The organism is Rhodococcus sp. DN22 (genome assembly GCF_036669995.1).
Lineage (GTDB): Bacteria > Actinomycetota > Actinomycetes > Mycobacteriales > Mycobacteriaceae > Rhodococcus_F > Rhodococcus_F erythropolis.
The window spans coordinates 19,567-42,751 of the sequence record NZ_CP133330.1; the positions used below are offsets into that span (position 1 = coordinate 19,567).

Annotated in this window: 24 protein-coding genes and 1 pseudogene; 11 read left to right on the forward strand and 14 right to left on the reverse strand. The window is 62.7% G+C overall.

What is annotated here, in order from left to right:
• Window positions 1-78: 78 nt before the first annotated feature.
• Window positions 79-1,308 carry a HEPN domain-containing protein gene (locus tag RA302_RS33785; protein WP_030537698.1) on the reverse strand — a complete coding sequence of 410 codons (1,230 nt, stop codon included), beginning with the start codon at window positions 1,306-1,308 and terminating at the stop codon, window positions 79-81.
• 616 nt (window positions 1,309-1,924) lie between these two features.
• On the opposite strand from RA302_RS33785, the gene RA302_RS33790 reads away from it, so the two are divergent.
• Entirely contained in the window at window positions 1,925-2,140 is a 216-nt protein-coding gene (locus tag RA302_RS33790) for an antitoxin VbhA family protein (protein ID WP_007734780.1), read from the forward strand.
• Window positions 2,137-2,979, forward strand: a complete 843-nt coding sequence (locus tag RA302_RS33795) for a Fic family protein (protein WP_338481332.1) — start codon at window positions 2,137-2,139, stop codon at window positions 2,977-2,979. The genes RA302_RS33790 and RA302_RS33795 overlap by 4 nt, the downstream gene beginning before the upstream one ends.
• 54 nt (window positions 2,980-3,033) lie before the next feature.
• Here the strand turns inward: RA302_RS33795 and RA302_RS33800 are convergent, their stop codons facing one another.
• The 4 genes from RA302_RS33800 to RA302_RS33815 all read right to left on the reverse strand — a co-directional run bounded on the left by RA302_RS33800 (window position 3,034) and on the right by RA302_RS33815 (window position 6,409).
• Window positions 3,034-3,384: a hypothetical protein gene (locus tag RA302_RS33800; RefSeq protein WP_024487997.1), complete on the reverse strand. Its 351-nt coding sequence runs from the start codon at window positions 3,382-3,384 to the stop codon at window positions 3,034-3,036.
• A 118-nt stretch (window positions 3,385-3,502) separates the two neighbouring features.
• Entirely contained in the window at window positions 3,503-3,850 is a 348-nt protein-coding gene (locus RA302_RS33805) for a hypothetical protein (RefSeq protein ID WP_143542729.1), read from the reverse strand.
• Between the two features lie 835 nt (window positions 3,851-4,685).
• Window positions 4,686-5,369 (reverse strand): nucleotidyl transferase AbiEii/AbiGii toxin family protein, encoded by a 684-nt coding sequence (locus RA302_RS33810; RefSeq protein WP_030537766.1) that lies wholly within the window; start codon window positions 5,367-5,369, stop codon window positions 4,686-4,688.
• Entirely contained in the window at window positions 5,366-6,409 is a 1,044-nt protein-coding gene (locus tag RA302_RS33815) for a type IV toxin-antitoxin system AbiEi family antitoxin domain-containing protein (protein WP_080712820.1), read from the reverse strand. Before RA302_RS33815 ends, RA302_RS33810 begins: the two co-directional genes overlap by 4 nt.
• A gap of 611 nt (window positions 6,410-7,020) precedes the next feature.
• Here RA302_RS33815 and RA302_RS33820 point away from each other — a divergent pair.
• Window positions 7,021-7,926 (forward strand): ArdC-like ssDNA-binding domain-containing protein, encoded by a 906-nt coding sequence (locus tag RA302_RS33820; protein WP_338481333.1) that lies wholly within the window; start codon window positions 7,021-7,023, stop codon window positions 7,924-7,926.
• A gap of 80 nt (window positions 7,927-8,006) precedes the next feature.
• On the opposite strand, the gene RA302_RS33825 is transcribed toward RA302_RS33820, so the two are convergent.
• A complete protein-coding gene (locus RA302_RS33825) occupies window positions 8,007-8,153 on the reverse strand; it encodes a hypothetical protein (protein ID WP_338481334.1) in 147 nt (48 codons plus the stop codon).
• 14 nt (window positions 8,154-8,167) lie between these two features.
• Here RA302_RS33825 and RA302_RS33830 point away from each other — a divergent pair, with 14 nt between their 5' ends.
• The 3 genes from RA302_RS33830 to RA302_RS33840 all read left to right on the forward strand — a co-directional run bounded on the left by RA302_RS33830 (window position 8,168) and on the right by RA302_RS33840 (window position 10,010).
• A complete protein-coding gene (locus RA302_RS33830) occupies window positions 8,168-8,353 on the forward strand; it encodes a hypothetical protein (protein WP_338481335.1) in 186 nt (61 codons plus the stop codon).
• A gap of 18 nt (window positions 8,354-8,371) precedes the next feature.
• Complete coding sequence (locus RA302_RS33835; RefSeq protein ID WP_338481336.1) at window positions 8,372-8,668, forward strand: hypothetical protein; 297 nt, start codon at window positions 8,372-8,374, stop codon at window positions 8,666-8,668.
• A gap of 319 nt (window positions 8,669-8,987) precedes the next feature.
• Window positions 8,988-10,010 (forward strand): DUF4192 domain-containing protein, encoded by a 1,023-nt coding sequence (locus tag RA302_RS33840; protein ID WP_338481337.1) that lies wholly within the window; start codon window positions 8,988-8,990, stop codon window positions 10,008-10,010.
• Window positions 10,011-10,147: 137 nt separating this feature from the next.
• Here the strand turns inward: RA302_RS33840 and RA302_RS33845 are convergent, their stop codons facing one another.
• From RA302_RS33845 to RA302_RS33855, 3 genes are read right to left on the reverse strand one after another with little or no spacing between them, the layout of a single operon-like run.
• On the reverse strand, window positions 10,148-10,342 hold the full coding sequence (locus RA302_RS33845) for a hypothetical protein (protein WP_030537693.1): 195 nt from the start codon (window positions 10,340-10,342) through the stop codon (window positions 10,148-10,150).
• A gap of 40 nt (window positions 10,343-10,382) precedes the next feature.
• Window positions 10,383-11,237 carry a CPBP family intramembrane glutamic endopeptidase gene (locus RA302_RS33850; protein WP_338481338.1) on the reverse strand — a complete coding sequence of 285 codons (855 nt, stop codon included), beginning with the start codon at window positions 11,235-11,237 and terminating at the stop codon, window positions 10,383-10,385.
• 11 nt (window positions 11,238-11,248) lie between these two features.
• Window positions 11,249-11,602, reverse strand: a complete 354-nt coding sequence (locus RA302_RS33855) for a hypothetical protein (RefSeq protein WP_054801595.1) — start codon at window positions 11,600-11,602, stop codon at window positions 11,249-11,251.
• Window positions 11,603-12,190: 588 nt separating this feature from the next.
• Here RA302_RS33855 and mobC point away from each other — a divergent pair.
• Together mobC and RA302_RS33865 are read left to right on the forward strand one after the other, a co-directional pair.
• Window positions 12,191-12,589 carry a plasmid mobilization relaxosome protein MobC gene (mobC, locus tag RA302_RS33860; protein ID WP_064074594.1) on the forward strand — a complete coding sequence of 133 codons (399 nt, stop codon included), beginning with the start codon at window positions 12,191-12,193 and terminating at the stop codon, window positions 12,587-12,589.
• Window positions 12,586-14,346 (forward strand): relaxase/mobilization nuclease domain-containing protein, encoded by a 1,761-nt coding sequence (locus RA302_RS33865; protein ID WP_338481339.1) that lies wholly within the window; start codon window positions 12,586-12,588, stop codon window positions 14,344-14,346. The genes mobC and RA302_RS33865 overlap by 4 nt, the downstream gene beginning before the upstream one ends.
• A gap of 423 nt (window positions 14,347-14,769) precedes the next feature.
• Here the strand turns inward: RA302_RS33865 and RA302_RS33870 are convergent.
• Window positions 14,770-14,874, reverse strand: a pseudogene (locus RA302_RS33870) (hypothetical protein); the annotation flags it as partial.
• 20 nt (window positions 14,875-14,894) lie between these two features.
• Window positions 14,895-15,623 carry a hypothetical protein gene (locus RA302_RS33875; protein WP_338481340.1) on the reverse strand — a complete coding sequence of 243 codons (729 nt, stop codon included), beginning with the start codon at window positions 15,621-15,623 and terminating at the stop codon, window positions 14,895-14,897.
• A gap of 588 nt (window positions 15,624-16,211) precedes the next feature.
• Here RA302_RS33875 and RA302_RS33880 point away from each other — a divergent pair.
• The gene (locus tag RA302_RS33880; RefSeq protein WP_338481341.1) at window positions 16,212-18,092 is read left to right on the forward strand and encodes a tetratricopeptide repeat protein; all 1,881 of its coding nucleotides are present in this window, start codon (window positions 16,212-16,214) and stop codon (window positions 18,090-18,092) included.
• A 111-nt stretch (window positions 18,093-18,203) separates the two neighbouring features.
• On the opposite strand, the gene RA302_RS33885 is transcribed toward RA302_RS33880, so the two are convergent.
• From RA302_RS33885 to RA302_RS33895, 3 genes are all read right to left on the reverse strand, one after another.
• Window positions 18,204-18,938 (reverse strand): hypothetical protein, encoded by a 735-nt coding sequence (locus RA302_RS33885; RefSeq protein ID WP_338481342.1) that lies wholly within the window; start codon window positions 18,936-18,938, stop codon window positions 18,204-18,206.
• A 189-nt stretch (window positions 18,939-19,127) separates the two neighbouring features.
• On the reverse strand, window positions 19,128-20,003 hold the full coding sequence (locus tag RA302_RS33890) for a hypothetical protein (RefSeq protein ID WP_099699141.1): 876 nt from the start codon (window positions 20,001-20,003) through the stop codon (window positions 19,128-19,130).
• A gap of 248 nt (window positions 20,004-20,251) precedes the next feature.
• Window positions 20,252-20,833 (reverse strand): NYN domain-containing protein, encoded by a 582-nt coding sequence (locus tag RA302_RS33895; protein ID WP_338481343.1) that lies wholly within the window; start codon window positions 20,831-20,833, stop codon window positions 20,252-20,254.
• A 332-nt stretch (window positions 20,834-21,165) separates the two neighbouring features.
• Here RA302_RS33895 and RA302_RS33900 point away from each other — a divergent pair, with 332 nt between their 5' ends.
• Both RA302_RS33900 and RA302_RS33905 read left to right on the forward strand, forming a co-directional pair.
• Complete coding sequence (locus tag RA302_RS33900) at window positions 21,166-21,669, forward strand: hypothetical protein (RefSeq protein WP_338481344.1); 504 nt, start codon at window positions 21,166-21,168, stop codon at window positions 21,667-21,669.
• 180 nt (window positions 21,670-21,849) lie between these two features.
• Complete coding sequence (locus RA302_RS33905; protein ID WP_099699143.1) at window positions 21,850-23,106, forward strand: OmpA family protein; 1,257 nt, start codon at window positions 21,850-21,852, stop codon at window positions 23,104-23,106.
• Window positions 23,107-23,185: the final 79 nt, after the last annotated feature.

The following is a 23,185-nucleotide window of genomic DNA, read 5'->3' on the forward strand; positions in this document are numbered from 1 at the left end:
TTCCGTATCGACGGACGGCTTCCACCACATCGAGCTAGGTGTCGGTTCAAACAAGTGATTACGCCCGGTTGGTGCAGTTCAGTCTGCTGGCGCTGGGTCAAAGTAGTCGTCGTAGTGTTGCCGCAAATTGCGGTAACTCACTGCGGCTGCGCTGCGCTGCTGATCGGAGGAAAGCCCGAGCTTCTCAAACATCACCAGGTGCATCAGGGTTTTCGTTACGTAGGTCAGTGCGGGTCTGACCTCGCGAGGAATCTTGTCCATGCCGTCCCACGATGAATGACCGATCGCGTTGCGCGCATTGACCATCCAGGTGACCCACTTGGCCTGATCGCGGAGCACTGTAGCGACGGCTTCGCTGTCGGGGATCGAGGCCAGCTCGCGCATCCGTGTCGCGAAGCCCGGCTGGTTCCGTTGGATCGCTGAAAGTGCCCATCGCCGCGCCGGGCCGTCGGGCAAAGCCTTGATGTGGCCCTTGAGGTCCTCATGCTCCCGGTCGGAGATACCGGTTGTATCCGGGTGCAGAATCTGGTGGAAACCTTCGGCGGCGGATGCAGCATTAAATAGCTTGTTCTGAAAGTACCCGCGGCCGCCGTAATCGAGACTGAACAACACCGACCCCGACATCCCCAACTGTGCGCGCAATGTCAGCCAGTCGGAGATGAACCGATCGGAGACGGTGCTCAGCACGAACACGGGATGCCAACGGCGCTCGATCACGGGGTCGGCCTTCATCCATACCTGGACCGGGGTGCCGTCACTGGTGGACAGGACGGACGACTCGATCCGGCAGTCCGCATTGCCCGCCAGGGTCAGGAGGTCTTCGAACGCCTGAATAGTAGTGTCAAAATCCGCCCAACGACGGGGTTCATCGGACTCGATGACCAGCTGGACCTCGCGGCCCACACGGCGCAGGCTGAGCTGCTCGCCAGGACGTTGGGGGTTGGTCATCTGCTCGGGCAGCGGCTGCGCATCATGGCCTCGGGTTGCCCAGTCGGTCAGGTTGGACAGACTCACCGACACCTGGCAGAAGATGCGAGCATCGACGGAGGGGATGTGGGCGCCGATTAAGGCCACGTGCACGTGAACCTCCTGCGCCAAGTGCCTGTCGGACAGGACTACGCAGCCCAGCAGAGTCACCGGTGTGCCGTCAGCGGTTTCACCCCACACAATCTGGTTCGCCTTGGCCCACGGGACGATGCGGTGGTCTAGCTTGAGCCGAAGGGAACCGTCGTCGACGGTGGTGAGGGTGCCGGTGCCGGTGCTGTCGCGATTGGATGGCATCCACCACTGCCCGTTGTCCACGATCACCGATCTGCCTCCGACCTCAGTCCTTGTTGCGCAGCCCGGATGGACTTCGCTGATCAAACAATTCGCTGTAGGCCATCCGAGAAGGAACGCCGCAGCCTTCAATGATTGATACCAGTGCATTCTCTACCTCGGAACGTCGCCGCTACCAGTCGTGCTCCCCGGCGATGGCCAATGTGGTGTCTTTGGGACGGCGGCCGCAGCTTTCGCCTTGTGTCTCTCGTGTCGTCGAGCCGGACATGTCATGCCAGTCGAGGCTGTTGGAATAGACAGCAGCACCACCATCACCTCTGAAGAAGTCGTCCGAGACATGGAGCAGACGGGAACCCAGAACATGAACGACGACGAAACACGACGCCTAGCAGCTGCACCGCCACTGAGCTGACTGGGACGAGATCGGTACCGAAATGGGATGCAGCCCCACCACCGCGCAAACCCTCGCAGCCGCCTACGAGAAACGCACCGACAACGCTGCAGCCCAAACCCAAAAAACGCTGTTCTGACACCGCCTCCGCAGGTCCGTTGATCGCGGGAAACAGGCAATGATCAGGTAGAATAGACAATGGTGTGCAGCTCCCCTGCGCACCACCACACCGACCGAGTCGACGAAGGAGCGCCGGTGACCACTGCACGCAACGCACAGTCGCACATGACCGAAGCCCAGATCGACCGAGCCATCGCCGCCGCCACAGCCGGCCACCGCATGGCCGGCATGGAACCCAGCGAATACGGCATCGAAGTCGGCCGCCGGCAACTACGCGGAGAAATCACCGGCGACGAAGCAGTCGCACTCGTCCTCGCAGAAAACCGCCGCCGCCGAGCTGCCCGCAGTTGAAAGACCCGTACGTCGACCCCGAAACCGGGGTCCTGATCAACAAACTCGGGCACACCGACCCGCAAGCGCTCCTCGAGGACGAAACCGAAGCGGCGTATCAGCGCATCCTGCAACTCGAATTACAGCCCATCGCAGGGAATTTCGACTTCGAACACCTGAAAAAGATCCACCAATTCATCCTGCAAGACGTCTACGACTGGGCCGGCACCCTCCGCACCCGCGACACCGGCGCCGTCGGCATGAACCTCCCACACTGCCGACCCGAACACATCGAAAACCAAGCAGCGTTCATCTTCCGCGGAATCGCCAAAGACAACTTCCCCCAAGGACTCCCGAAAGACCGCGCCGTCGACCGACTCGCCTACCACTGGGGCGAAACCACCGTCCTGCACCCGTTCCGAGACGGCAACTCCCGCACACAACGAGTCTTCTTCGACGAACTCCTCAAATCCTCCGGCTGGACCATCGACTGGCAAAAAGTCCACGCCTCCGCAGTACAAGCAGCCCGCTACGTCGCCATGGAAGCAACCCACACACCGCTCCGCGACGTCCTTGCCGTCGGCGTGCACCGCAATGGCACCGAGCCGCCAACGCTCGCCAGCACCCAAGGCAACGTCATCCACCTCGAGGTAGCCGAGCATCACAAGGCGATGATCGAGCACCTGCGCAGCGGAAACCGCGCACCGTACAACCCCCACGAACTCAGCGACCTCATGCGCAGCCGCCTACTCGACTACCCCTCACAGCCACCGACGGGTTCACGGGAATCAGGGATGACCGGACCGGAAACCTCGCGGACCCAGACGCCGAAACGCGCCCACGACCTCGACCGAGACTGAAAACTTCCGGACAAACGCGGACTGGCCACAATAAATGTGGCCGCGGACTGGCCCCTACTGGAACTTTTCGGCGTGATCGCTCAATGCCCGAGCAAGAGCCCGAACAGTTTTCGGGTTAGTCATATCGCCGCCCCGCGCGCAACCGATCCGCGCACCGGACGCAGCCTGCAACTCCCGATACGCCGCAACAAGCTCAGCACTGGGATTCGCCATCAAATCCGCCTGACGCTTCTGCTCAGCCTCGCGAGCAACACGCATCTCGGCCGAAAACTGCTCCTCGCGCCAGATGGCGAACCTGCGACGCTTCCACGGCGAACGAACCGCAGCACCGTCCATCCACGCCGCGTACAGCGCCTTGTCTCGCTCCCACATCCGCGGCCGAAAAACCGGACTCCAACTATCCATCAACGTCCCCCATCAAGCACCGACATGGGATGCAGCCCAGCAGCAGCCCGCTCTCTCGCCGCCGCCTACGAGCAGCGCACCCACGCCGGTCGCCTCACCGCGCCGAACACCGAAGCATCTACCTCCACAGCGAGTCCCGAGCCATCACCCCCGCCAGCGACGCCACCGCGAACAAGCCCACCAACACGACACCAATACCGAACTCACCGCCCCCCGCCAGCCACCTCTCCGAATCCACAAACGCCCAATCCAGCGAAAACCACACAACCCCAAAAGCGGCAACCGCCACCACCACACGCTCCCCGACATTCGCGGACCGCTCGCCCTCACCGGACTGCAACCACCCCCGCACCGCCGACAAAGTCGCAAACCCAGCCGACACCGCCACGAACCACGCCACTGCCGCAATAAAGAACAGCAGCGGCCACCAACCACGCACCGACGCAGAATCCGAAGACAGAACCACACCTGAACTCTGGTAAAGACCGGAAATGAGCACAACAAACCTCCAACGTCATCGCAAGAACTGCGGGGAACATCGCCCAGAATTAAGCAACAAACAAATTACGCACATTTCACGGCAACTCCGCTCACCCACTGGGCAACCACACAAACGCACACGTAAAACCAGCAGTGACCAGCGGTATCAACCAAAGACGGAATCGCACACCCAAAAAACAGCACCGCTCAACTTCCAGAAACAAATATGCGCCGAACCAAATCTCTGCACCGCACAATTACTGCACCGCCAATGACAATCTCATGTTCGTAATAGGTATATTCATCTGCACCAATTACTCATAAGCGGTGACAGTCGCAATATTGTAATAGGAATAAACTTTTACGCCAATTACCTCGCAGCCGACGACGCACATTCTGGCGGCAGCAATAACCGCTACAACAACCTCCGCCGAGACGGCGACAGAAAACCACCCGCGCTACCGCGACACCGCGCGTGTCGAGTCCCGTCGCTCCCGCACAATCACCCCGCCAGCCAACCCATTCGGAGGTGCGAACCCGGAGGCCGTCTCCGGAGGTGTGTGACTCGCTCCTGTCCGGCCGCCAGCCACCTACCGATTCCGAACTACTCACTCCACTCGGCAGTCTCCGGGTCCCAAAACCCGAGAACAACCCGGTTCGACAAAATAGGATCAAGGCACCGCCCTGCAACCACCAACGCCGAGTCAAAAGTCAACGCCGAATCAGGCAATCCGGACACCGTCCGGGCAATCGCCTCATAACCGGCAGTCCACCCAGCCGAAGGCGCGGACATGGCCGGCGGCAAAACCAATCCACGACGTTCAGACTCCTGAGATAGACCACGCGCCAACACATCCGCCGCGAAACGCCATGCAGAAATGATCAGTACCAGATCCACCAAATCGTGATACCGCGTCGACGGACCTCCATCCCGCCCGTACCGCCCATACATTGCACACCTTGTCGGCGATCTGCGCCGGCAACGGATACAACGCAAACTCCGGCATCGCAGCCAAACCCTCCATCGCCACAATCGGTCTCGGGGACTGATAATCGACGTCACCGACCGCAACGAGCTCAGTGGAGAGGTCTATCGGAAAACTGAAGAGGTACAGCGCGTCGTAATAGACCTCAACCTTCAGTTTCGCGCCATCGACCCCACCAGTCATCGCGACAGGCTCATCGCGTATCACGAAGCTAAGTGGATCAAGTTCACTCAGATCGGCCGCCGCCCGAAGATCTTCGATTGCCTCCTCCAGGCCCGCAGCGGTATGCAGAAGGTCGATATCCTGGCTGTACCGTGCATCTGGGAGCCTCACCAACAGCGACGCCCCACCTTTGAGCAACCACCGCCCCTCCGGCTGCGAGAAGATCCGCGCCAAGAACCGCTGCAGATAGAACTCCCGCCGCAAATGTTCGAACGGGCGCCCTCGAAGTGTGGACTCCTTCTTCAGCCGGTCCGTCAGCGACCGCTTGAACGCCGCAGCTCCTCGACTTCGCGTCACTGCGCGCGCCGCTGACTGTCGGCGATCTTCCGAGCAGCCTCGACCACGGGCAGATCCACAGCAGCTGCCGCATCCCGAAGACTCTGCATCGCAGGAGAATTCATCAGCGCCGCCGCATCCCAAATACTCTGCATCGCCTCAGAATTGACCAGCGCAGCATCCCGAAAGCTCTGCATGACAGGAGAATGGATCCACCCCTCCGCATCCTGAACACTGTGCATCGCCTCAGAATTGACCAGCGCCAGCGAATCCCGAAAACTTTGCATCGCCGGAGAATTCATCAGAGCCACTGTATCTCGCAGACTTTGCAGCGCCGGAATATCCATGAACGCGGAGTTCGGGAGATCAAGCACCCCTTGACCAGCCAGACGCTGCCCCAGCGCACGCGTGGACTGAGGAATCCCAGCTTCCTCCAGGAAGCGACTCAGAAGAGCTTCGCCATCGCCCAGACGAACCCCGTACATATGCGCAAACGGCCGCAGCGCCTCACTCACACTCTCCGAATCCACACGATTAGCGACAACAGCATCACGAACAATGCCCGCCAGATGCCCCCCATCAAGATGCCCCGCGGCGAGATCGACGATCGTCATCAGCACCGTCGTAACCGGCAGCCCATCCTCGAGTGTCCACGCATCCGGCTCATAGGACGCAACGCGGTACCGAACATCGGAAAGACGAGACTGCCGACGCTTCGACGTCGCGAACTCCATCACATCCGCATCGACATCACCAAGGCCGTGAAGCCACGCGGCAGACCTGTGCGTCACCACGGCCGGAGACCCCTCACGCAGCCTCTCACCAGCAGTGGCACCGGGCTCGATCATCATCCACGCAGCCCGCAGCCGCTCGGACGGAACACTCGGCGCCCCACCGATCCGATAGACACCATGGCGGATCCGCTCCACCGTTCCAGCCTTAGCCATGCGGGCGACCTGCTGCGCAGAGAACCCCAGTTCCTTTGCTTGCGCCATGGTGAACAGACCCCACTGCTCCGACGACAGGTCAGCAAGGTCGAGGATCCGGGAATCGGTGGACATATGCACCACTATATCAGCCTAAATATCCACCAGTCTGCAAAAGTTACACTAGAATTGTAATTTTCACAGCCTGCCGTGAGATATAAGTAGCCGCTTTCTGATGTCATCGGTCCCCATCTAGCTTCACACGCAACCCGCCGACACAACGAAACCAAAAGCACCAGCACAACTGCGCTACCGCGACACCAAGAGGGGCCGGCCTCCGTCGCTCCCGCACAATCACCCCGCGAGCCACCCGAGTGGGAGGTGCGAACGCTGCGCCCGTTGCCGGCAGTGTGATGGCGCCTGCCCGGCGGCCGACCACCTTCGGTGTCCCCCGAATTGAGCTTCGCTGCGCTCCGCACCAGCGAAAAGCGTTGATTTGTTTGTCCTTCTGGCCTTCCGATTCTCGTCGGCGGTGACCTGCGCGCAACCCCCGGCGGCGATGCCGGCCCGAGGGCTCCGAGAAATTTTCTCAACCCGCACTCGCACGCTCGCAGAGAAATTTTCCCGGCCCAGGGGTGGCACTCCGGCCCCCTCATGCCGACGCGATTCTCCTTTGCCAGCAGGGCAAAAAAATTGGCGGCCACCGAGCAGGGGGACGCCACCGGATCAGCGGAGGCCGAAAAGTTATGGGCGCACCAGCGAAGACCACGGCAGACAAGAGCGCAGCGCGACGAGAGCAGGCCGCCGCACTGCACGAGAGCATCACCGCGAAGGTCGCCCAGCTCACCGACACCGATGCATGGTCCGCCTACCTGACCGCAGCAGCAGCGTTCCACGCGTACAGCTTCAACAACGTCATGTTGATTTTCTCGCAGGCCCCGGACGCGAGCCAGGTCGCCGGATTCCGCAAGTGGCAAGAACTCGGGCGCCAGGTCCGCAAGGGCGAAAAGTCGATCAAGATTTTCGGCTACTCGACCAAGAAGATCACCGAAACCGACACCGAGACCGGCGAGGAAACCACCCGCCGCGCAGCACGGTTCCCGATCCTGTCCGTGTTCGACATCGCACAAACCGACCCGATCGAAGGACACCCCGCCCAAGCAGCAGAAACCATCACCACCCGACTGCAAGGCGAAGACCCCGCCGCGATCTACACCCGCGTCGCGGACGTGATGACCGAACAGGGATGGACCGTCACCCGCGAGCACATCGCCGGAGAAACGAACGGCCGCACCAGCCTCGACGGATCACGCCGCATCATCGTCGACGCCACGATCAGCGACGCCCAAGCCGCGAAAACGATGATTCACGAAGCCGCCCACGCGCTCATGCACGCCAACGGAGACATCGACCCCGCCGACCTGCACCGAGGCCGCGCCGAAGTCGAAGCCGAATCCGTCGCCTACGTCCTGGCCGGACTGCTCGGACTCGACACCACCGATTACAGCATCGGCTACATCGCCGGATGGGGAAACGGAGACCTCGAGGTCATCACCGACACCGCCCGCGCAGTCCTGGCGACCGTCCACACCCTCGCCGAGGCACTCGAACCCGACGCCGACGACGCCGACGAGGGCACCGCAGCCGCATAGACGGCAGCACCCCACAAACGCAGTGCGACACCGGGCGGTAGGAGGCCGCCCGGTGTCGCACCCGAAAGTCTACGAAAGGGCTACGACATGAGCACCACGACCGAAGAGTTGCGCACCGACACGATGTACAGCAACACCATCGACACTGCGTATCCCGCGATCACACCCTCAGGAATGACGACCGCCGAGATCCTCGAGACACTGACCGGCAAGATCACCGCCGCCACGAGCGCGGTAGGGAATGCAAGCGGAAATCGGGTGGCTCACCCTCGCGCACGAAGTGACCGCCCGCGAAGCCGTCGCCCTGCTCGCCGTCGCGACCCGCCGCGCCTACGACGCCGGACAGATCGCACCCTCACGCGTGAATCGGGTTTACGGCCGAGTCGAGCGCGCCGCCGCACCACACGGAATCCGATTCCGATGGTGAGCGCCCCGGAGGGCAGGAGTGACGGAAGTGGATCCGCAGATGTTCACCGGATGCGTTCTCGCGGGATGCTCGAACATCGTGGCCGAGGACGGAGAAATCTGCTCGCAGTGCCGCCGCATCTTCGGCGACATGATCAGGCCCGTATCCGAGCGCGAGCGCGCCGAGACCACCGAGCACCAACGGCCCGCCGCGACCGCAGCGCAGTTGTTGACCCGACGCAATCAACGGTGCTGGCTGTGCGAGCAACGCCGCACCTGTACCCGCGTCGGTGGTCAGTGGGAGTGCCGCGACTGCACGCTGCCGGCGGAAAGGTGACGCCTGCCCGGCGGCCGGCCACCTTCGGTGTCCCCGAAATGAACTCCGCTTCGCTGCGTCCTGTGAAAAGCATTGATTTGTTTTCACTTCTGGCCTTCCGATTCTCGTCGGCGGTGACCTGCGCGCAACCCCTGGCGGCGCAAGCGCCGGCCGATGGCTCCGAGAAATTTTCGTCACTCGCACGCTCCCGCCGAAATTTTCTCGGCCCAGGGGTGGCACTCCGGCCCCCCTCATGCCGACGCGATTCTCCTTTGCCAGCAGGCGAAAAAAAATTGGCGGGGCACGAGGCCCGGTCACTTTCATCAGCGAGGGGAACGACATGCAGCGCATCCGTTTGAACACCGCCACCGAGGTACTTGCCTCCATCCCCACCATGCTCGGATTCATCCCGACCGCATCGGTCATCGTGATCATGCTGAAAGACGAAATCGTCGACGGCCGAACCACCAAGCAGATTGCCCTTGTCGCACGCACCGACGCCGCCACCGGCGAGGGCGCCGAATTCGATCCGGCCCCGTACCTCGAAGCTGCCTCACGCGCCGAGGCCACCGCCACGATCTGCGTTGCCGTCGCCGAAGATGCCGCCGCAGTCATCGCGCTCGATCAGATCGCGATCCTGCGGCAGGGATTCCGTGACGCCGGAATCTGCGACATGCTCGCCTTGCACGTCACCGCGCTCGAAGCCGGAGCGTTGTGGACCGACCTCGACACGTACGCGACCGGACTCACCGAAGACCCGAACGCCTCCACGTTGAGCATTCACAACGCCGTCGAACAAGGTCGCACCACCGCAGCCTCACGCGAGGACATCGCCGCCCGCTACGCCGTTACCGTCGAAGCGGATACCGCACCGGCACACGCAGCGCTGCACGCGCAGGGACCGGACTTCGTTCGCCGCACGGTCACCGAACTCGTGACACTCGTCCGCACACGCGGTAACCCGGACGCCGAGCTGGCTGCACGTGTCGGACTGTGCGCCACCATCAGCCCCACCGCACGCGATGCCCTGCTGTTCACCGCCAACGGAAACGAGCATGCAGCCGCCCATGTGTTCGCGACCATCGCCCGCCAGGTACGCGGCAACGCTCGCATCCAGATTCTCACCGTCGCGGCGTACTGCTCCTACATCAGCGGTGACGGACCCAGTACCGGCATCACACTGGAGGCCGCCCAAGCCGCAGTGATCGACGGCAACGGCGAACACGACACCCCACTGCGCAACCTGCTCGACTTCGCACTCGAGCACGCAGTTTCGCCTGCCGCAGTCACCACGCAACTGCACGCGATCGGTGCCGATGCAGCGCGATCCTTCGGTGTCGACGTCGACAACCTCGACAGCTGAAAAACGGCAGCGGCCCCGACTTCGCGAAGAAGTCGGGGCCGCTCCCGTATGCGGTGGCGGTTGTTCGGGCATCGAGCCCGAACAACCGCTGCGCCAGCTACCCAGAGCGCCAACAGTGCAATGCTGCGCGCCGACAATCAATCGAACAAGTGATCCGTGGTTCCAGGCGCGGGAAACGCGAAATCGATCTGGACGTGCGCAACGGGTTCGCCAGTCAGTCCTTCGACAACGGCCGCGAGATCCGCATCGGTGATCACGTTCAGATGCTTCGTCGATTGGTACATCGCGGCCTCGACTGCGGAGCGTTCCACAGGGATGTTCTTGTCATTCACGGCTGGGCCTTTCGTTGTGTGCGTGGAGCTAGTGGAGAAGTCACGAGTTCAGCACCCACTGCACTTCGATGATCAGGTTGGCGAATCCGTGGGCAGCGATCGCCGGCCACAGTGAACGGGTGAACAGGGCGAGGGCAGTGAACAGTGCGCCGCCGATGAACGCCGACACCACATTGCCAAAACCGAACTTCAGGTGAGCGAAAGCGAAGAGCACGAGCATGACCGAGGCAACCGACAGAATCAGAACACGATTCGACGGTTTCCAACGCTGGACTGCGAGAACGCCGGACCGGTGCAGAATCTCCTCCGGTAGTGCTGCGTGGAGGAAAGCCCCGGTCACTGCGGTGAAGATTCCACCCCGGATCAGAAATTCCTTCCGAGCCTCGTTCGCGGCGATGGTGTCCGGATCGGTGACCGGAAACCACGTATCCAGATTCACGCCATATGCGAAGAGGAGATAGTTTCCGATCGCGACGAGAACCGGAATCAGGAGAACCCACAACCCGATCCTTCTCCACGCAGACATCTGCGAGTTCGGTCGCGGCATGACAAAGCCCAACCACCGGATCGACCGCACCCAGGTGACGCGCAGCGAACGGGCCACCGATCGGATGCGCGGCCAACGGCCGCCGGCTTTTGCTTTTGCGATCGGCGGGACAAGAGCAAATACCAACCAAAACAGCCACGAGAGAAGCGCGTCTTTGAGGTTCTCGCGAGTGGGGTCGTCCACGGCATACGCAGCGTTGTGAATCGCGTAACCCAGTAGCACCGTGGACAAGAACCGAATCTGCGTACGCGCCGGAATCAACCGGTACCACGCGTCCCTCATCAGTTCGTAGCGCGAGCGAACAACAGTGAGCGGCGTCGTCCCCGAGCGAACAGCCGGTGTGGTCACCGTGCGCCGTCCTAAGCGCTCTTCTGCTCACCGGATTCAGTGGCCGGCGAGGCGGCCGGCGAAGTTTCGATCTTCTTCGCCACCGGCTTCTTCGTCGCCGTCCGCTTGGCTGCTGACTTCCGCGCAGCCGGCACACGCCACTGTTTGATCGACGCTTCGGTGAATCCGACACGGAGCGCTTCACTGATCGCGGCATCGAGGTTGCCGACGTTCGCGGCATCCTTGCGGGCGAACTCCTCACGCGTGTCGAGCAGCTCCTTGTGTGCAGTCGCCACCACACGGATGATCTTCATCTTCTCTTCAGCTTCCGCCTTGATAGCTGCGTCGAGTGCGTCGAAATCTGGTGTGTTCGGTGTCGTGTTCATGCGCTACATCGTAGGAGAAATCTCGCCCGCCCGTGCACCACTGAACGTGCGCTAAGAGCAACTCGCGGACACCCGACCCGTTGTCCACGGGTGGGTGTCCGGGGCGGCGTTGTGTGCACACCAGACGCGGAGCGAAGGAATCTGGTGTGTGCCCAATGCCGAGAACCCCGGTGCCCGCCTGTGGGCAACATCAACCACCCGAACTGCGTATCGACGCGCTCCGCGCGGCGCATCTTCTTTTCTCCGAGATTCGACCACAGATCGGGACTGCTCCGATCCTCATCTGGATGCCCGAGATTTCTCTCTCCGCTCCGCTACGTCTCAGGCACCCACAATCGGGACCAGCCCCCAAATGGGGACGAACTCAAGACCAGAGGAACTCGCGGGCTCGTCCTGGCGCTTTTGAGATTTCGGGGACGCGACTGAGGACGGAAGTGGCCCCGAAATCTAGGCCCCGGCAGAGCAAGATAGTAACTTAGGTGCTCTAAGTCGGGCCAGGTCTTGCCGCTGCGCTCTGGACCTGAGACACTGGCGTGTAGCCCCACGTGGTGGGGGCGCTGCGCTGGGCCGAAGGGAGGCACGACGGACATGAGTGAAGACGAGGTCAGTCGACCCCGCCGGTTCCGTCGTGAACGCCGGGAGAATGTGCCGGGCGGTCGAGCTGGCCGGCACGTGGTGAAGGTGACTCCAGAGGAGGAGTCCGAGTTGCTGCGCCGTGCGCAGGAAGCGCGCATCACCGTGGCGCGGCTGATGGTCGAGTCCGCCCTGTCCGACTCCGGTGAAACTGCTACTGATCGGCGCGATCTTGCTGCGGAGTTGTTCTCCGCGTTCCGGTTGTTGTCGGCAATTTCTATCAACATCAACCAGATGGCGAAAGCCACCAACGCAACCGGAGACATCCCCGCCGAACTGAACGGCGCACTGGTCAGCGTGCGGCGTTTGGCGGACCGGATTCACGGCACCCTCGACGAGATGTCCGCGCCGTGATCGTCAAGATTTCCCGCGGTGCCAAAGTCACCGGACTGATGTCGTACCTCGCCGGTCCGGGCAAGAGCAACGAGCACACCGACCCCCATCTGGTGGCCGGCGACTACGCGATCATGGCGTGGCACGACGACAATGAACTCAGCGGCGTCGACGCTCTCGCGATCGGCAAGCAGATCGACCAGCCCCGCAAAGTGTTCGGCACCGAAATCAAGATCCCGAACTACCTTCGTGATGAATCCGGCCAAGACGTTCGCGACAGTCACGGCAAGAAGGTCCGCGATCCGATCGACCCCTACCGCGACGGAAATGTCTGGCATTGCTCGCTCTCGCTCAAAGCCGACGAAGGCGAGCTGACAGACGAGCAGTGGAACAAGATCGCCACCGAGTTCATGGACGAAATGGGTTTCACCGACACCTCCGGCCGCAGCCCCGCCAGATGGGTCGCCGTCCGCCACGGAGTGTCCGCGAAAGGCAACGACCACATCCACATCGCCGCATCCGCCGTGCGCGAAGACGGCACCAAAGTCAATCTGTACCGTGACTGGAAACGAGCCAGCGTCGCGGCTGCTCGCATCGAGCGCGAACACGGCCTCGCTGTCATCGAGTCCCGTCAAAACGAGACCGGCGAACGCGGATACCATCGCGCTGAAAATGCGCGCGCAGTACGCAATGGACAGACCGAACTCGACCGCGATCTCCTCGCCCGCCGTGTGCGTGCTTGCGCGACATCGTCGAAGTCTGAAGCGGAATTCGTGCGCCGACTTCGCGGTCAAGGGCTGATCGTCAGACCCCGTTTCGCCTCCGGCCGCGATGACGTCGTGGTCGGCTACAAGGTCGCCGTCAGACCAGACCGCGATGCAATCGGAGCCGATGGAAAGCCGATCTTCTACGGCGGCGGTCATCTAGCAAAAGACCTGACTCTCCCCCGCCTCCGCAAGGAATGGGAAGACAGCCCTGCGGCATCGTCGGAGGCCGTCGACGAATGGCGCAGCGCACGGCGCGAGCGTCCCACCGCGCGACCCGGACGTGAAGCGAAAATGCTCGACCCGAAACTGCTCGAGCGAGCCGGCCGGGACATCGCAGCCTGGAACAAATACCTTGCTTCGATTCCCGTCACCGACCGAGCGCAGTGGGCACGCGCGGCGGGACGCACGGCCGGCGTTTTCGACGCATGGTCAGTCCGCACCGAAGCCACACCCGGACCCCTTGCCCACGCTGCGAAACAACTAGCCCGATCCTCACAGATCCCCGCACATCAGCACGCACCGAAGAAGGCGGGCGTCGTCTCCGCCGGCGGTGCGGCCCTGATCTTGATGCAAACAAGCCCGCAGCTCGGCAAGGCCGCGTCGTGCGCACTGCTGATGCGCCAACTGATCAAGACGGTCGAAGCGATCGCCGCAGCGCATCGTGCAGCCGGCGACCTGACCCGCGCACGGGATCTCGAGATGACTGCGCGAGTGGAACTCGAATCAATCCACCGGCAGATACCGCAGTCGCGTTCGGAGATCGAGCACGCCGAAGCGGAAGGCAGCGTCGCGGTGCTCGAACCCCCGGTTGTAAAAGACAAAACAGAGCCGGAAGCGACGTCGCCGATGGAAGCAACCGCCCGCGATGCGGCGGCGCTCGCTGCTGGCGACTTCCCGGTCTCAGCACGCGAGGCAGCCAACCGCGGGCCGTCGCCGATCCCATCGCGACTCGACCCTCAACGAGAACAGACGCGTGCGGAGAAGAGCCGAGACAACGGCGTCGAGCGCTAGACAGCGCATCTCTATGTCGAGACGAGCCTCTGGCCCGGTTGTAGGGTGGAATGTGGTGGTGTTTGGGAAGTTACTGGTGCGGGGTGTCAGCTGGCCGCGCAGGACAATAGGGCCGCCCCCGGGCGTCCTCCCGGGTTCGCCTCCAACTCTGTCTCCGAGTCGTGGAGAACCTGCCGGTAACGACGTCCGCGAGTTGTCTCAGCGCAACGCTTCCCCGTGCCCCTTTACGGCGGCTCGCTTCCGCCGATAGCATTTGCGGCCCGCTCTTTTTCGACCTGATCTGGGTAATGGACATGGTATGCGGAACGCAATTCAGTTGCCGGTCTCCGGCCCGCGTGAGCGTGTAACGGACAACGTCACCGGAGAATGCTTCATGGGCGCGGTATCGGTATAAGTGGCGAACGCGGCGGGCGACCGGAACCGGTCAATCGAGTCGACCCGGGCGAGGATCTTGCCTACGTTCAGGACTCCGATCCCGCACAGCTCGGTCAGTGAGGGCCGGACTCGACAACAGCATCGACTCATCATGCAAGATCGAGGCGAATGTGTTACTTAGCGCACACCAGACACTGCCAATCCATCAACCCCATCGCGCGGTACACCCCTGCCTCCTCCTCATCGCCGAACACGAAAACCGCATACCCACCCGGCACATCGACGGTGAATCGGGTATCGAGCACCCGAGTCAGACCGACATCGAGAGACCGTCTGCCTAGATCAGGGTTCATCATCGGAGCATCCGCCGATGCGGTGAACCCGTCACCGGGAGACCGGACCTGAGCCGGATCAAGCATCGGCCGATCGAAAGCATCGAACAGCGACTGCTCGACACCTGTGCCTTGAAGTCTTTGCGCATCGCCGGACCACTGGATCTCTCCCTCAATATCCCGGAAGGAATGCGCACTCGCCGACCGCTGCAAATCTCGACTCGCCACCGTCACTAGCTGACACTCGGTCACCCAACTCCTTGCGGCACCGTCGTGATGAAGCCACAATTCCTCAGCCTCACCCTTCTCCCAGTCCACTTTGGTCAACGGATTGTGCGGCAGCAACGGAAACACTCCCTCGAAAATGAGGGCTAAAGTATCTGCTCCGTACCCGCTGGCCATAGTGCCAGCGACCGCGAACAACTCACCGACCTCGTCATGCGATGCGGCTGCCACAGGAGCGCCGCCTCGCGCAGCGACAAGAGTCGGCAGCATCTCGCCTCGCCTACTCTCCTTGAGGTCACGGGCAAAAGTGTAAATATCGTCGACGACCGTACCGAAAGCGATCATGGTGGACTTTCCTCCCTCTCATGCCGCATCTCACGGCATGTGAAAACCGGCTGTGAATGAGCCACTGCTGGGAATGCATACCGTTCGAGGGCCAATAGAAGTCACCTCAGAACCCGGCGACCCGCCCTGACAATAGAGCCACGCACTTTTCGGCGCAGTGCAGTGAACGTCCAGCAGCAACACCTCCTACCTGGGCGAGCATCCTGCACGATGCGAAAAAGATAGGGATGGAGGAAACAAGTATGGTGCTGGGATCGACTGGGGCACTGAACGTCACGCGGCATATATCGTCTTTGGTGATGTATTGGGCGCAGTAGGGGCCGTCGAGGTCGAGCTTGCGGTATTCATGGCCGACGACGCGTCAGATCGAAGCTTTACCGACCCCTTACTGCTCGGTAGGAACAGTCTTCCTTACCCATCTTCCTGCCGCATACCGGCGTCGATCCGGAGCCATGAAAACGTGTACCGGACACGCCCACACTCCCTCTGTCAGGCTGAGGACGGAAATGCCGCCGTCTTCGATACATCACCGACCCCACCACCATGCCGTGCCATACACGATGACGGGACGCGCCCCAGGAGACCAGAATGGACACCCCCGGAAACATCGATCCCGCCCAAGCCGACGCGCTGTTCCGTGCCGGTTCGGATCACATTCGACACAATCGTTACGGCGACGCTGCGGAAGCCTTCGCCCACGCCCGAACTGAGTACAGCCATCTAGGTCAAGAGCTCATGGTTGCCGCGTGCGAATGCTCGCTCGGCTTTGTCACGCCAATCCTCGGCGAGTTCGTGCAGTCCCGTACTCACTACCAGCAGGCACTCGAGATCTACCTCCGAAACAACCTCGAAGGCAATGCAGCCTTCTGCGAACAGGGTCTCGGCGACGTCGCCGCCAATTTGTGCGACTTCGAACTGGCCCGCACCCACTACCAGAATGCCTTGACGATCTACCTCCGAAACAATCTCGAACACGAAGCCGCTAATTGTGAGAGGAGGCTCGGCGACGTCGCCGCCAACCTGGGCGACTTCGAGCAGGCCCGCACCCACTACCAGAATGCCTTGACGATCTTCCTCCGAAACAATCTCGAACACGAAGCCGCTAATTGTGAGAGGAGGCTCGGCGACGTCGCCGCCAACCTGGGCGACTTCGAGCAGGCCCGCACCCACTACCAGAATGCCTTGACGATCTACCTCCGAAACAATCTCGAACACGAAGCCGCTAATTGTGAGAGGAGGCTCGGCGACGTCGCCGCCAACCTGGGCGACTTCGAGCAGGCCCGCACCCACTACCAGAATGCCTTGACGATCTACCTCCGAAACAATCTCGAACACGAAGCCGCTAATTGTGAGAGGAGGCTCGGCGACGTCGCCGCCAACCTGGGCGACTTCGAGCAGGCCCGCACCCACTACCAGAATGCCTTGACGATCTTCCTCCGAAACAATCTCGAACACGAAGCCGCTAATTGTGAGAGGAGGCTCGGCGACGTCGCCGCCAACCTGGGCGACTTCGAGCAGGCCCGCACCCACTACCAGAATGCCTTGACGATTTACCTTCACCGCAACCTCGGCAAAGAGGCCGCCGACTGCGAACACAAACTCGGCGACGTCGCCGCCAACCGGGGCGACTTCGAACAGGCCCGCACCCACTACGAGAAGGCACTGCAGACACTAGAGATGTCTGCCCGCCCCGACTTCGAAGATGATGCTGCCGACTATGAACGCAACCTCGGTGCTATCACCACTGCCCTGGGTCGGTTCGAAGTGGCCCGCAGCCACTTCCAGAAAGCCTCGGAGATCTACCTCCGACTCCAGATAGACCACGATGCGGCCTGGTGCCAACACAACATCGGCTCGATTTGGTGGCACGTGGCGTCCGCGGCGGATCCGGTCGAACACCCAGTGCTGTTGCGCCGGGCCTTGAGGTGGCTAGTCCCTGCGACGGTCTTCCTCGAAGGGATGCGGTTCCAGTTCACTGCGGCCGCTGATCGGGTCGCGTGGGCGAGACGGATCGAACGCAGCACCCGTTCGTTGTTCGAGGTAGCCACCGAGTTGGGTGACGAAGTACTGGTTGCGGACCTGATCGAATCCGCGATCAACGCCGGTGTCCACACCATTGCTAGCGGCGACGATATGCTGTCGGCGCGGGCCGTGGGAGTGTTCGCCGGCCTCACCGATCTCCGAGAAACCGGCCAGCGGCTTACCTCGGAAGTTGCATCGACGATCACCGGCGCCGGAAGCAGCAGACACAGAGAGAACACTGGCGGGCAGAACTCGCCCGACGCTCGGGGTATCCACCTCGGAGGGACGTCCCGGTTGATCGCCGGCGCACGGCTACCAATGCGCCCACCACCACGACTACGCATGCCCGGCGCCCACCTCGCCCTCGAACCCTGGACCATCACTTACCCCGGCGCCCACGACTACCCGCCCCTGCAGCGCAGTCCTAAGGAAATCGCCATCACCTGACTGAACCATCCTGCGGCCCAGCTGATGTCTATCAATGCTGAATCCGCGTCGCCCGGTCTATTGGCACGAACCCCGCGCGGGGCGGACCACGGCCACAACCGCCACCTGTCTTCACGTCCGGTTCGAGGCAGGAATACCGTTGTGATCAACTGAAGCGGCCTGGACGGGCTCCGTCAAATCTTTGGTGACTTTCACCCAGGACTCGTCACCGAACACACCAGAAGGTGACGAAGACGATGCCGAAGTCGAATCCCCACCGCCGGCGGGCACTTCGACGCTCGCCGGTGTCGTAGCTCGGTCGGGTGCCTTTCGGCTCTCGGTGGGACCATTTTCGAGCAACCCCAAACTGTCGGCTTCGTCTGTCACCGGACGAGGAATCGCCCTAGGGCCCTGCGGCACGGCAGGCACGACCACCTGTTCCGGTGCCTGCGCCTTCCACATCGCCTCGTACGCGCTTACCGCGCGGGCTGAGTCACTTCGGGCTTGTTCGAGCTGTGGCACAAGCCTGGCGATCTGCACCGTTTCCCGGTTCTTCCGTTCACACAGGTCACCGACGATCCGATCGCGTTCACGGTGCGCTTGTTCGAGCCACGCGCGGGTGAGCGGTTCGATGATCCGATCGAGCAGATCACCGTGGGCACCGTCGATACTGATCTGTTCCCGCCCGGTGTGCGGGCCGAGTCGGACTCTCGTGTGCGCCGCGATTTCGGCCACGACCTGCCCGGCAGCCGAAGCGTAGTCCGGTTCGGTCAACTTCGTGACCTCCACCGGCCCTGGATCATGGCGGATCCACGCGGACAATCGGGCCAGTCGGCCCGCCCCACTCGGTGATGTGACTGTAGCCATGACAAAGTCCTCTCCATCAGCCCCGGGAAAGGGGACAGTGTGTACGGGTAACTGTTCTCTTCACCGATCCCCCACTCCCCGCACAGCGGGGCGCGGGGGATCGAGTGTCGGAGAATCGAGATCGGGCAAGAAAGGTCAGGTGGGCAGAGCGTTCCTGCGTGCCGGACCCTGCTCCCGGCACGGCTGCTTCTAGGCCGCGTCCGTTTGTTCGATCAACTCCATGTTCACCAACACCGGAGCTGGCGCAATCGCCTCGATGTGCGCCCACACCGGCCGGTCGAGCAACGGCACCTCCGAACGGACACGCATCCGCGTCGCCGTCAGATACACATTCGCCCGCCGGTTGTAGTGCTCGACCAGAAAACCGACCCGGCACAACAAGACCTGCCACACGTAACGACGGCGGTCGAGCAACTCACGGATCCGCCCCACCAGTTCGATCCGCTCCTTCTCCGCAGTATCAACTGCCGCACGAGCCTGAGCGACCTCGTAGTCACGGTCACGGCGCCGACGATCCAGACGGATATGTTCGGCATCAGCAGCTTCGGCATCTGATCGCGGTGTCGAATCCACCTCGATCTTCCCTGCCGTATCCGCGCCCTGCCGTGCGGCGGCGATCATGGCCGGGTACTTCGCCAAGGCGCCATCGGCAGTGACGATCTCGGCATCGAGTGCCAGCAGCAGCGCGTGCAACTCGGAATGTTCGGCCTCGCACGCATGCCACAACTCGTGCTGTAGCGACTGCAACCACGAACTCCACACCTGCACACCGCCACCGCTCTCCGTGGTGATCACGGTCTTGCGCCGGCGGCCGCGGCGGCCCGCGACCGTGTCGGCCTTCTCCAGCGCCGGCGGGTAGATGAGCATCGCCGCGGTAGGACGCTGCATCGCCGGCAACGCCTGCCCGAGATCGGATACGTCCTCCGGAAGCAACGGCCTCGGCACGATGATCCAATCTTCCGGGTGTACATCGCGACGCTTACGCAGCACGCCCCAGTTGCGGCCGATCTTTCCTGCTTCCCCTGCGGCATGCCCCTTGGGTCGAGCCCCTGCGAAACCGAACATAACCGAACTTCCTCTCTCAGAACGGAAACGGAGGCGATAGCCGCCGTCTGTGCATCACACCGATCCCCCACCCGATCTCGCATCACACCGAGGTCACAGTTCATCCGGAGGAACGAACAACACGCCGACCGCACCGTGCATCCGATAGGGCAATCGGATGCACGGTCTGCGATTCCGGCCGAACGGCGACACTCAAGGCGCTTCCCCATCGACGTGCCCGGACCCGGCACGTCGAGAAGTGCCTCGGATTACGCTGCCGTTTCAGCCTTGAGAGCAGCACTCCGCAGGGCACGGGCCCGATGCTGCGCAGCAACCAGATTCAGCTGGCGCGAGCACTGCAGATACAACGCGGTCGACGATGTGCCACCACCGATCACTTGCACTACCTGCATCCCCGCCGCCTTCATCCCTCTAGCGGTACCGGTGAAGATATGATCGCCGGGCGAGACCATGACCTGACCGAATCGTTTTGCTGACCAATCGATGTCGACCGCATCGAGCAACGCCAAGTCTGCCCCGTCCGGCCCGTTGTCGCCGATAATCCGCTGAACGGACTGAGGCAAGCCGAAGAACGCCGCGGCAGCATTGCGCTTCGCAACCGCCACCACTACGTGATCGTCCGATCCCATTCCGGTCACTTGTCGATACTCCCGCCAGATCTCGGTGACCGCCTCGGTTTCGACGCGACCGTCGAGCAGGTTTTCCAAATCCACCAGATGCAGGGTGCGGGGCCGGGTACTGCGATGATGGCCCACCCCGCGCTCCCGGTCCGCGGGAAACTGGAGAGCGGTGACGGTGGACGAAGTTGCGGCAACAGCAATGGTGTTCATGACGAGCCTTCCGATCGGGGGTTGGTGAGTACACCTCCTTCACCGATCCCCCTACCGCCACCCCGCCGCATTCACATCCGCTACCGCTCGCGCAGCCTCCGCGAAGGCGGCTGGGGTACCGCCGCTGCGGCAGAAAAACCCGTGGACGGATGGGCGATCACCACGAGACGGTCACCGCGTTGATCCTCTCGCGTCCGGGGGATCGGTGGAACACCCACATACACCCTCTCTTTCTCGGATCTCGATCCGAGAAAGACAAAGGGGGCATAGACACCTGGGAGCCATGCCAATCCGGAGCAGCCCCATCCTTTCTGAGAAAGGCCGGTACTTCGATGCTGTTCACTTCCCCCGATACCGGCGACTGGGTTCGTGCTCGCCGCGCGTTCACGGCCTCGCTCGACGGACGGATTCTCGGTAGCCATCGTGTTCGTCCGAAAGACCTCGGGGTCGTCGTCGACGACCGTCCCCAAGGCCTGTTCTCGCCAACAATTTGCGTCCGCTTCGACACCGGCCTGAGCTCCTGCGAGGTCCATGCCCCGGTGCGGCACCTGCGGATCGTGCGGCGCGGCGGCGGGCAACCCGGCTTCGACTCGCGTACCGGTCTCGTCCATGCCGCCCGCGCCGGAGTGATCCTCGCGTTCGCGTTGCCGGTGCTGTTGTTCGTCGGCGACTATCTCCGTGTTCATCGCAGTGTCGACGGCATGATCGGCGCGTTCGCGATCGGCGTCCTGGACAGCGGGCTGCAGATGATCGGCTACCTGATCGCCCACCCCGTACAAGCTGTGGCGTTCCTTCTCGTCAGTGCCGTGCTCGGGCGTTTCGCCTTCGGCCGCTGACCCTTACTGCCCCGGCACGATGACACCTCCGGCCGTTCCTGCTGGGGATCGGTGAATCCCTCAGCACCACACCTCGATTTCTCCACACCACCTGTCATTCAGGCGTGGGGGATCGGTGAAGTTGATGTCAGTGGAGCCTGCCGCAGGCTCGCCCCACACCCACTCTGCAAGGAGAACACCATGACCGCCACCCCCACCGCACGGCCTGTCCGGGCCGGAACAGCCTGGGCCATCGCCGCCGCGACCTCGGCCTTACTCCTGCTCACCGCGTGCAGCCCAGGAACAAACTCGGCGACCACACCCACCGCCGCCACCGACGAAGCACTCGCCCAAGCCCAGCAGATCGACGCCGACGCCGTCGTCCTGGTCGTCGGAGCCCACGCCAACAGCCCCGAACCGCACCTCTCGCCGCTGGCGACAGCCGTGACCACCGAAGCCGTCAACGCCAGCCGGCCGATATCCGTGGTCACCGTCTCCGGAAACCCACGCCTGAACACCGACCTGGACATCGGCACGCCGAAAGACACCGATACCACCTCCGGACGCGAAGCCTTGATCCGCAAAAGCCTCAAATCGGTCGCCGGCACCATTACCGCCCCCGCCGAGAGCGACGGCGCCGACTTGCTCGAAGCGATCGCCCTCGCCAACTCGAGCATCCGCTCCCGCCACGCCGCCCGCCCGGTGATCATCGTCGCCGACTCCGGCCTGAGTGATACCGGCCGACTCGACATGACCGCACCCGGCATGCTCGGAGCCGACCCCACTCAAACCGCCGAGTACCTCGCCGCGCACCACGCCCTTCCTGATCTATCGGGAACCACCGTTATACTCGGCGGCATCGGCTACACTGCGGCCCCGCAAACGCCTCTCGACGGGCCGCAACGTACCCGATTGGCGACCCTGTGGGAGTCGGTACTGACCGCGGCCGGGGCCACCGCAGTCCACCTCGACCAGACCCCGAACACCCGTGATGCAGTCGAGACCAGCCACACCGTCGGTACCGTCGCCGTGCCCGCCGCTCCGGCAGTGCCGACAGGATGCACACCGTCCACGCTGGTCTTCGACTCCCAGTCACAGGTCTCATTCGCACCGGACACCACCACGTTGATCGACGAACAGGCAGCTCGGGCTGCCATGGCGCCGGTCGCCGACTGGCTCACCGATAACCCCACCCGCACCGCCGTCATCCGCGGTACCACTGCCGACGACGGCCCCCTGACCTATCAGAAGGACCTCGGTCTGCAACGCGCTCAGGCGGTGGCGGTGTTGCTGACAGGTGCCGGGGTGGTGCCCGGTCAACTGCAGGCGGTCGGAGTCGGATCAAACTTCCCCGAATTCGTCCCCGACCGCGCCGCAGACGGGACATTGTTGCCCGGCCCCGCTGCATTGAACCGGTCGATTCGCATCGATTCCGACCCACACGGCACCTGCCGTTGACCTGGTAACCACACTCCCGGACGCGGGTGGGGGCGGGATACCGCCCCCACCCGCGTCCGGGGTGTCCGGAGCCCGTACT

What these genes read in the sequence shown, in the direction of transcription:
- RA302_RS33855 (WP_054801595.1), bottom strand. Translation starts at nt 11,602, where the DNA reads ATGAACACGACACCGAACACACCAGATTTCGACGCACTCGACGCAGCT.
- RA302_RS33880 (WP_338481341.1), top strand. Translation starts at nt 16,212, where the DNA reads ATGGACACCCCCGGAAACATCGATCCCGCCCAAGCCGACGCGCTGTTC.
- RA302_RS33830 (WP_338481335.1), top strand. Translation starts at nt 8,168, where the DNA reads ATGCAAGCGGAAATCGGGTGGCTCACCCTCGCGCACGAAGTGACCGCC.
- RA302_RS33890 (WP_099699141.1), bottom strand. Translation starts at nt 20,003, where the DNA reads ATGTTCGGTTTCGCAGGGGCTCGACCCAAGGGGCATGCCGCAGGGGAA.
- RA302_RS33900 (WP_338481344.1), top strand. Translation starts at nt 21,166, where the DNA reads ATGCTGTTCACTTCCCCCGATACCGGCGACTGGGTTCGTGCTCGCCGC.
- RA302_RS33875 (WP_338481340.1), bottom strand. Translation starts at nt 15,623, where the DNA reads ATGATCGCTTTCGGTACGGTCGTCGACGATATTTACACTTTTGCCCGT.
- RA302_RS33840 (WP_338481337.1), top strand. Translation starts at nt 8,988, where the DNA reads ATGCAGCGCATCCGTTTGAACACCGCCACCGAGGTACTTGCCTCCATC.
- RA302_RS33820 (WP_338481333.1), top strand. Translation starts at nt 7,021, where the DNA reads ATGGGCGCACCAGCGAAGACCACGGCAGACAAGAGCGCAGCGCGACGA.
- RA302_RS33800 (WP_024487997.1), bottom strand. Translation starts at nt 3,384, where the DNA reads ATGGATAGTTGGAGTCCGGTTTTTCGGCCGCGGATGTGGGAGCGAGAC.
- RA302_RS33815 (WP_080712820.1), bottom strand. Translation starts at nt 6,409, where the DNA reads ATGTCCACCGATTCCCGGATCCTCGACCTTGCTGACCTGTCGTCGGAG.
- RA302_RS33905 (WP_099699143.1), top strand. Translation starts at nt 21,850, where the DNA reads ATGACCGCCACCCCCACCGCACGGCCTGTCCGGGCCGGAACAGCCTGG.
- RA302_RS33895 (WP_338481343.1), bottom strand. Translation starts at nt 20,833, where the DNA reads ATGAACACCATTGCTGTTGCCGCAACTTCGTCCACCGTCACCGCTCTC.
- RA302_RS33885 (WP_338481342.1), bottom strand. Translation starts at nt 18,938, where the DNA reads ATGGCTACAGTCACATCACCGAGTGGGGCGGGCCGACTGGCCCGATTG.
- mobC (WP_064074594.1), top strand. Translation starts at nt 12,191, where the DNA reads ATGAGTGAAGACGAGGTCAGTCGACCCCGCCGGTTCCGTCGTGAACGC.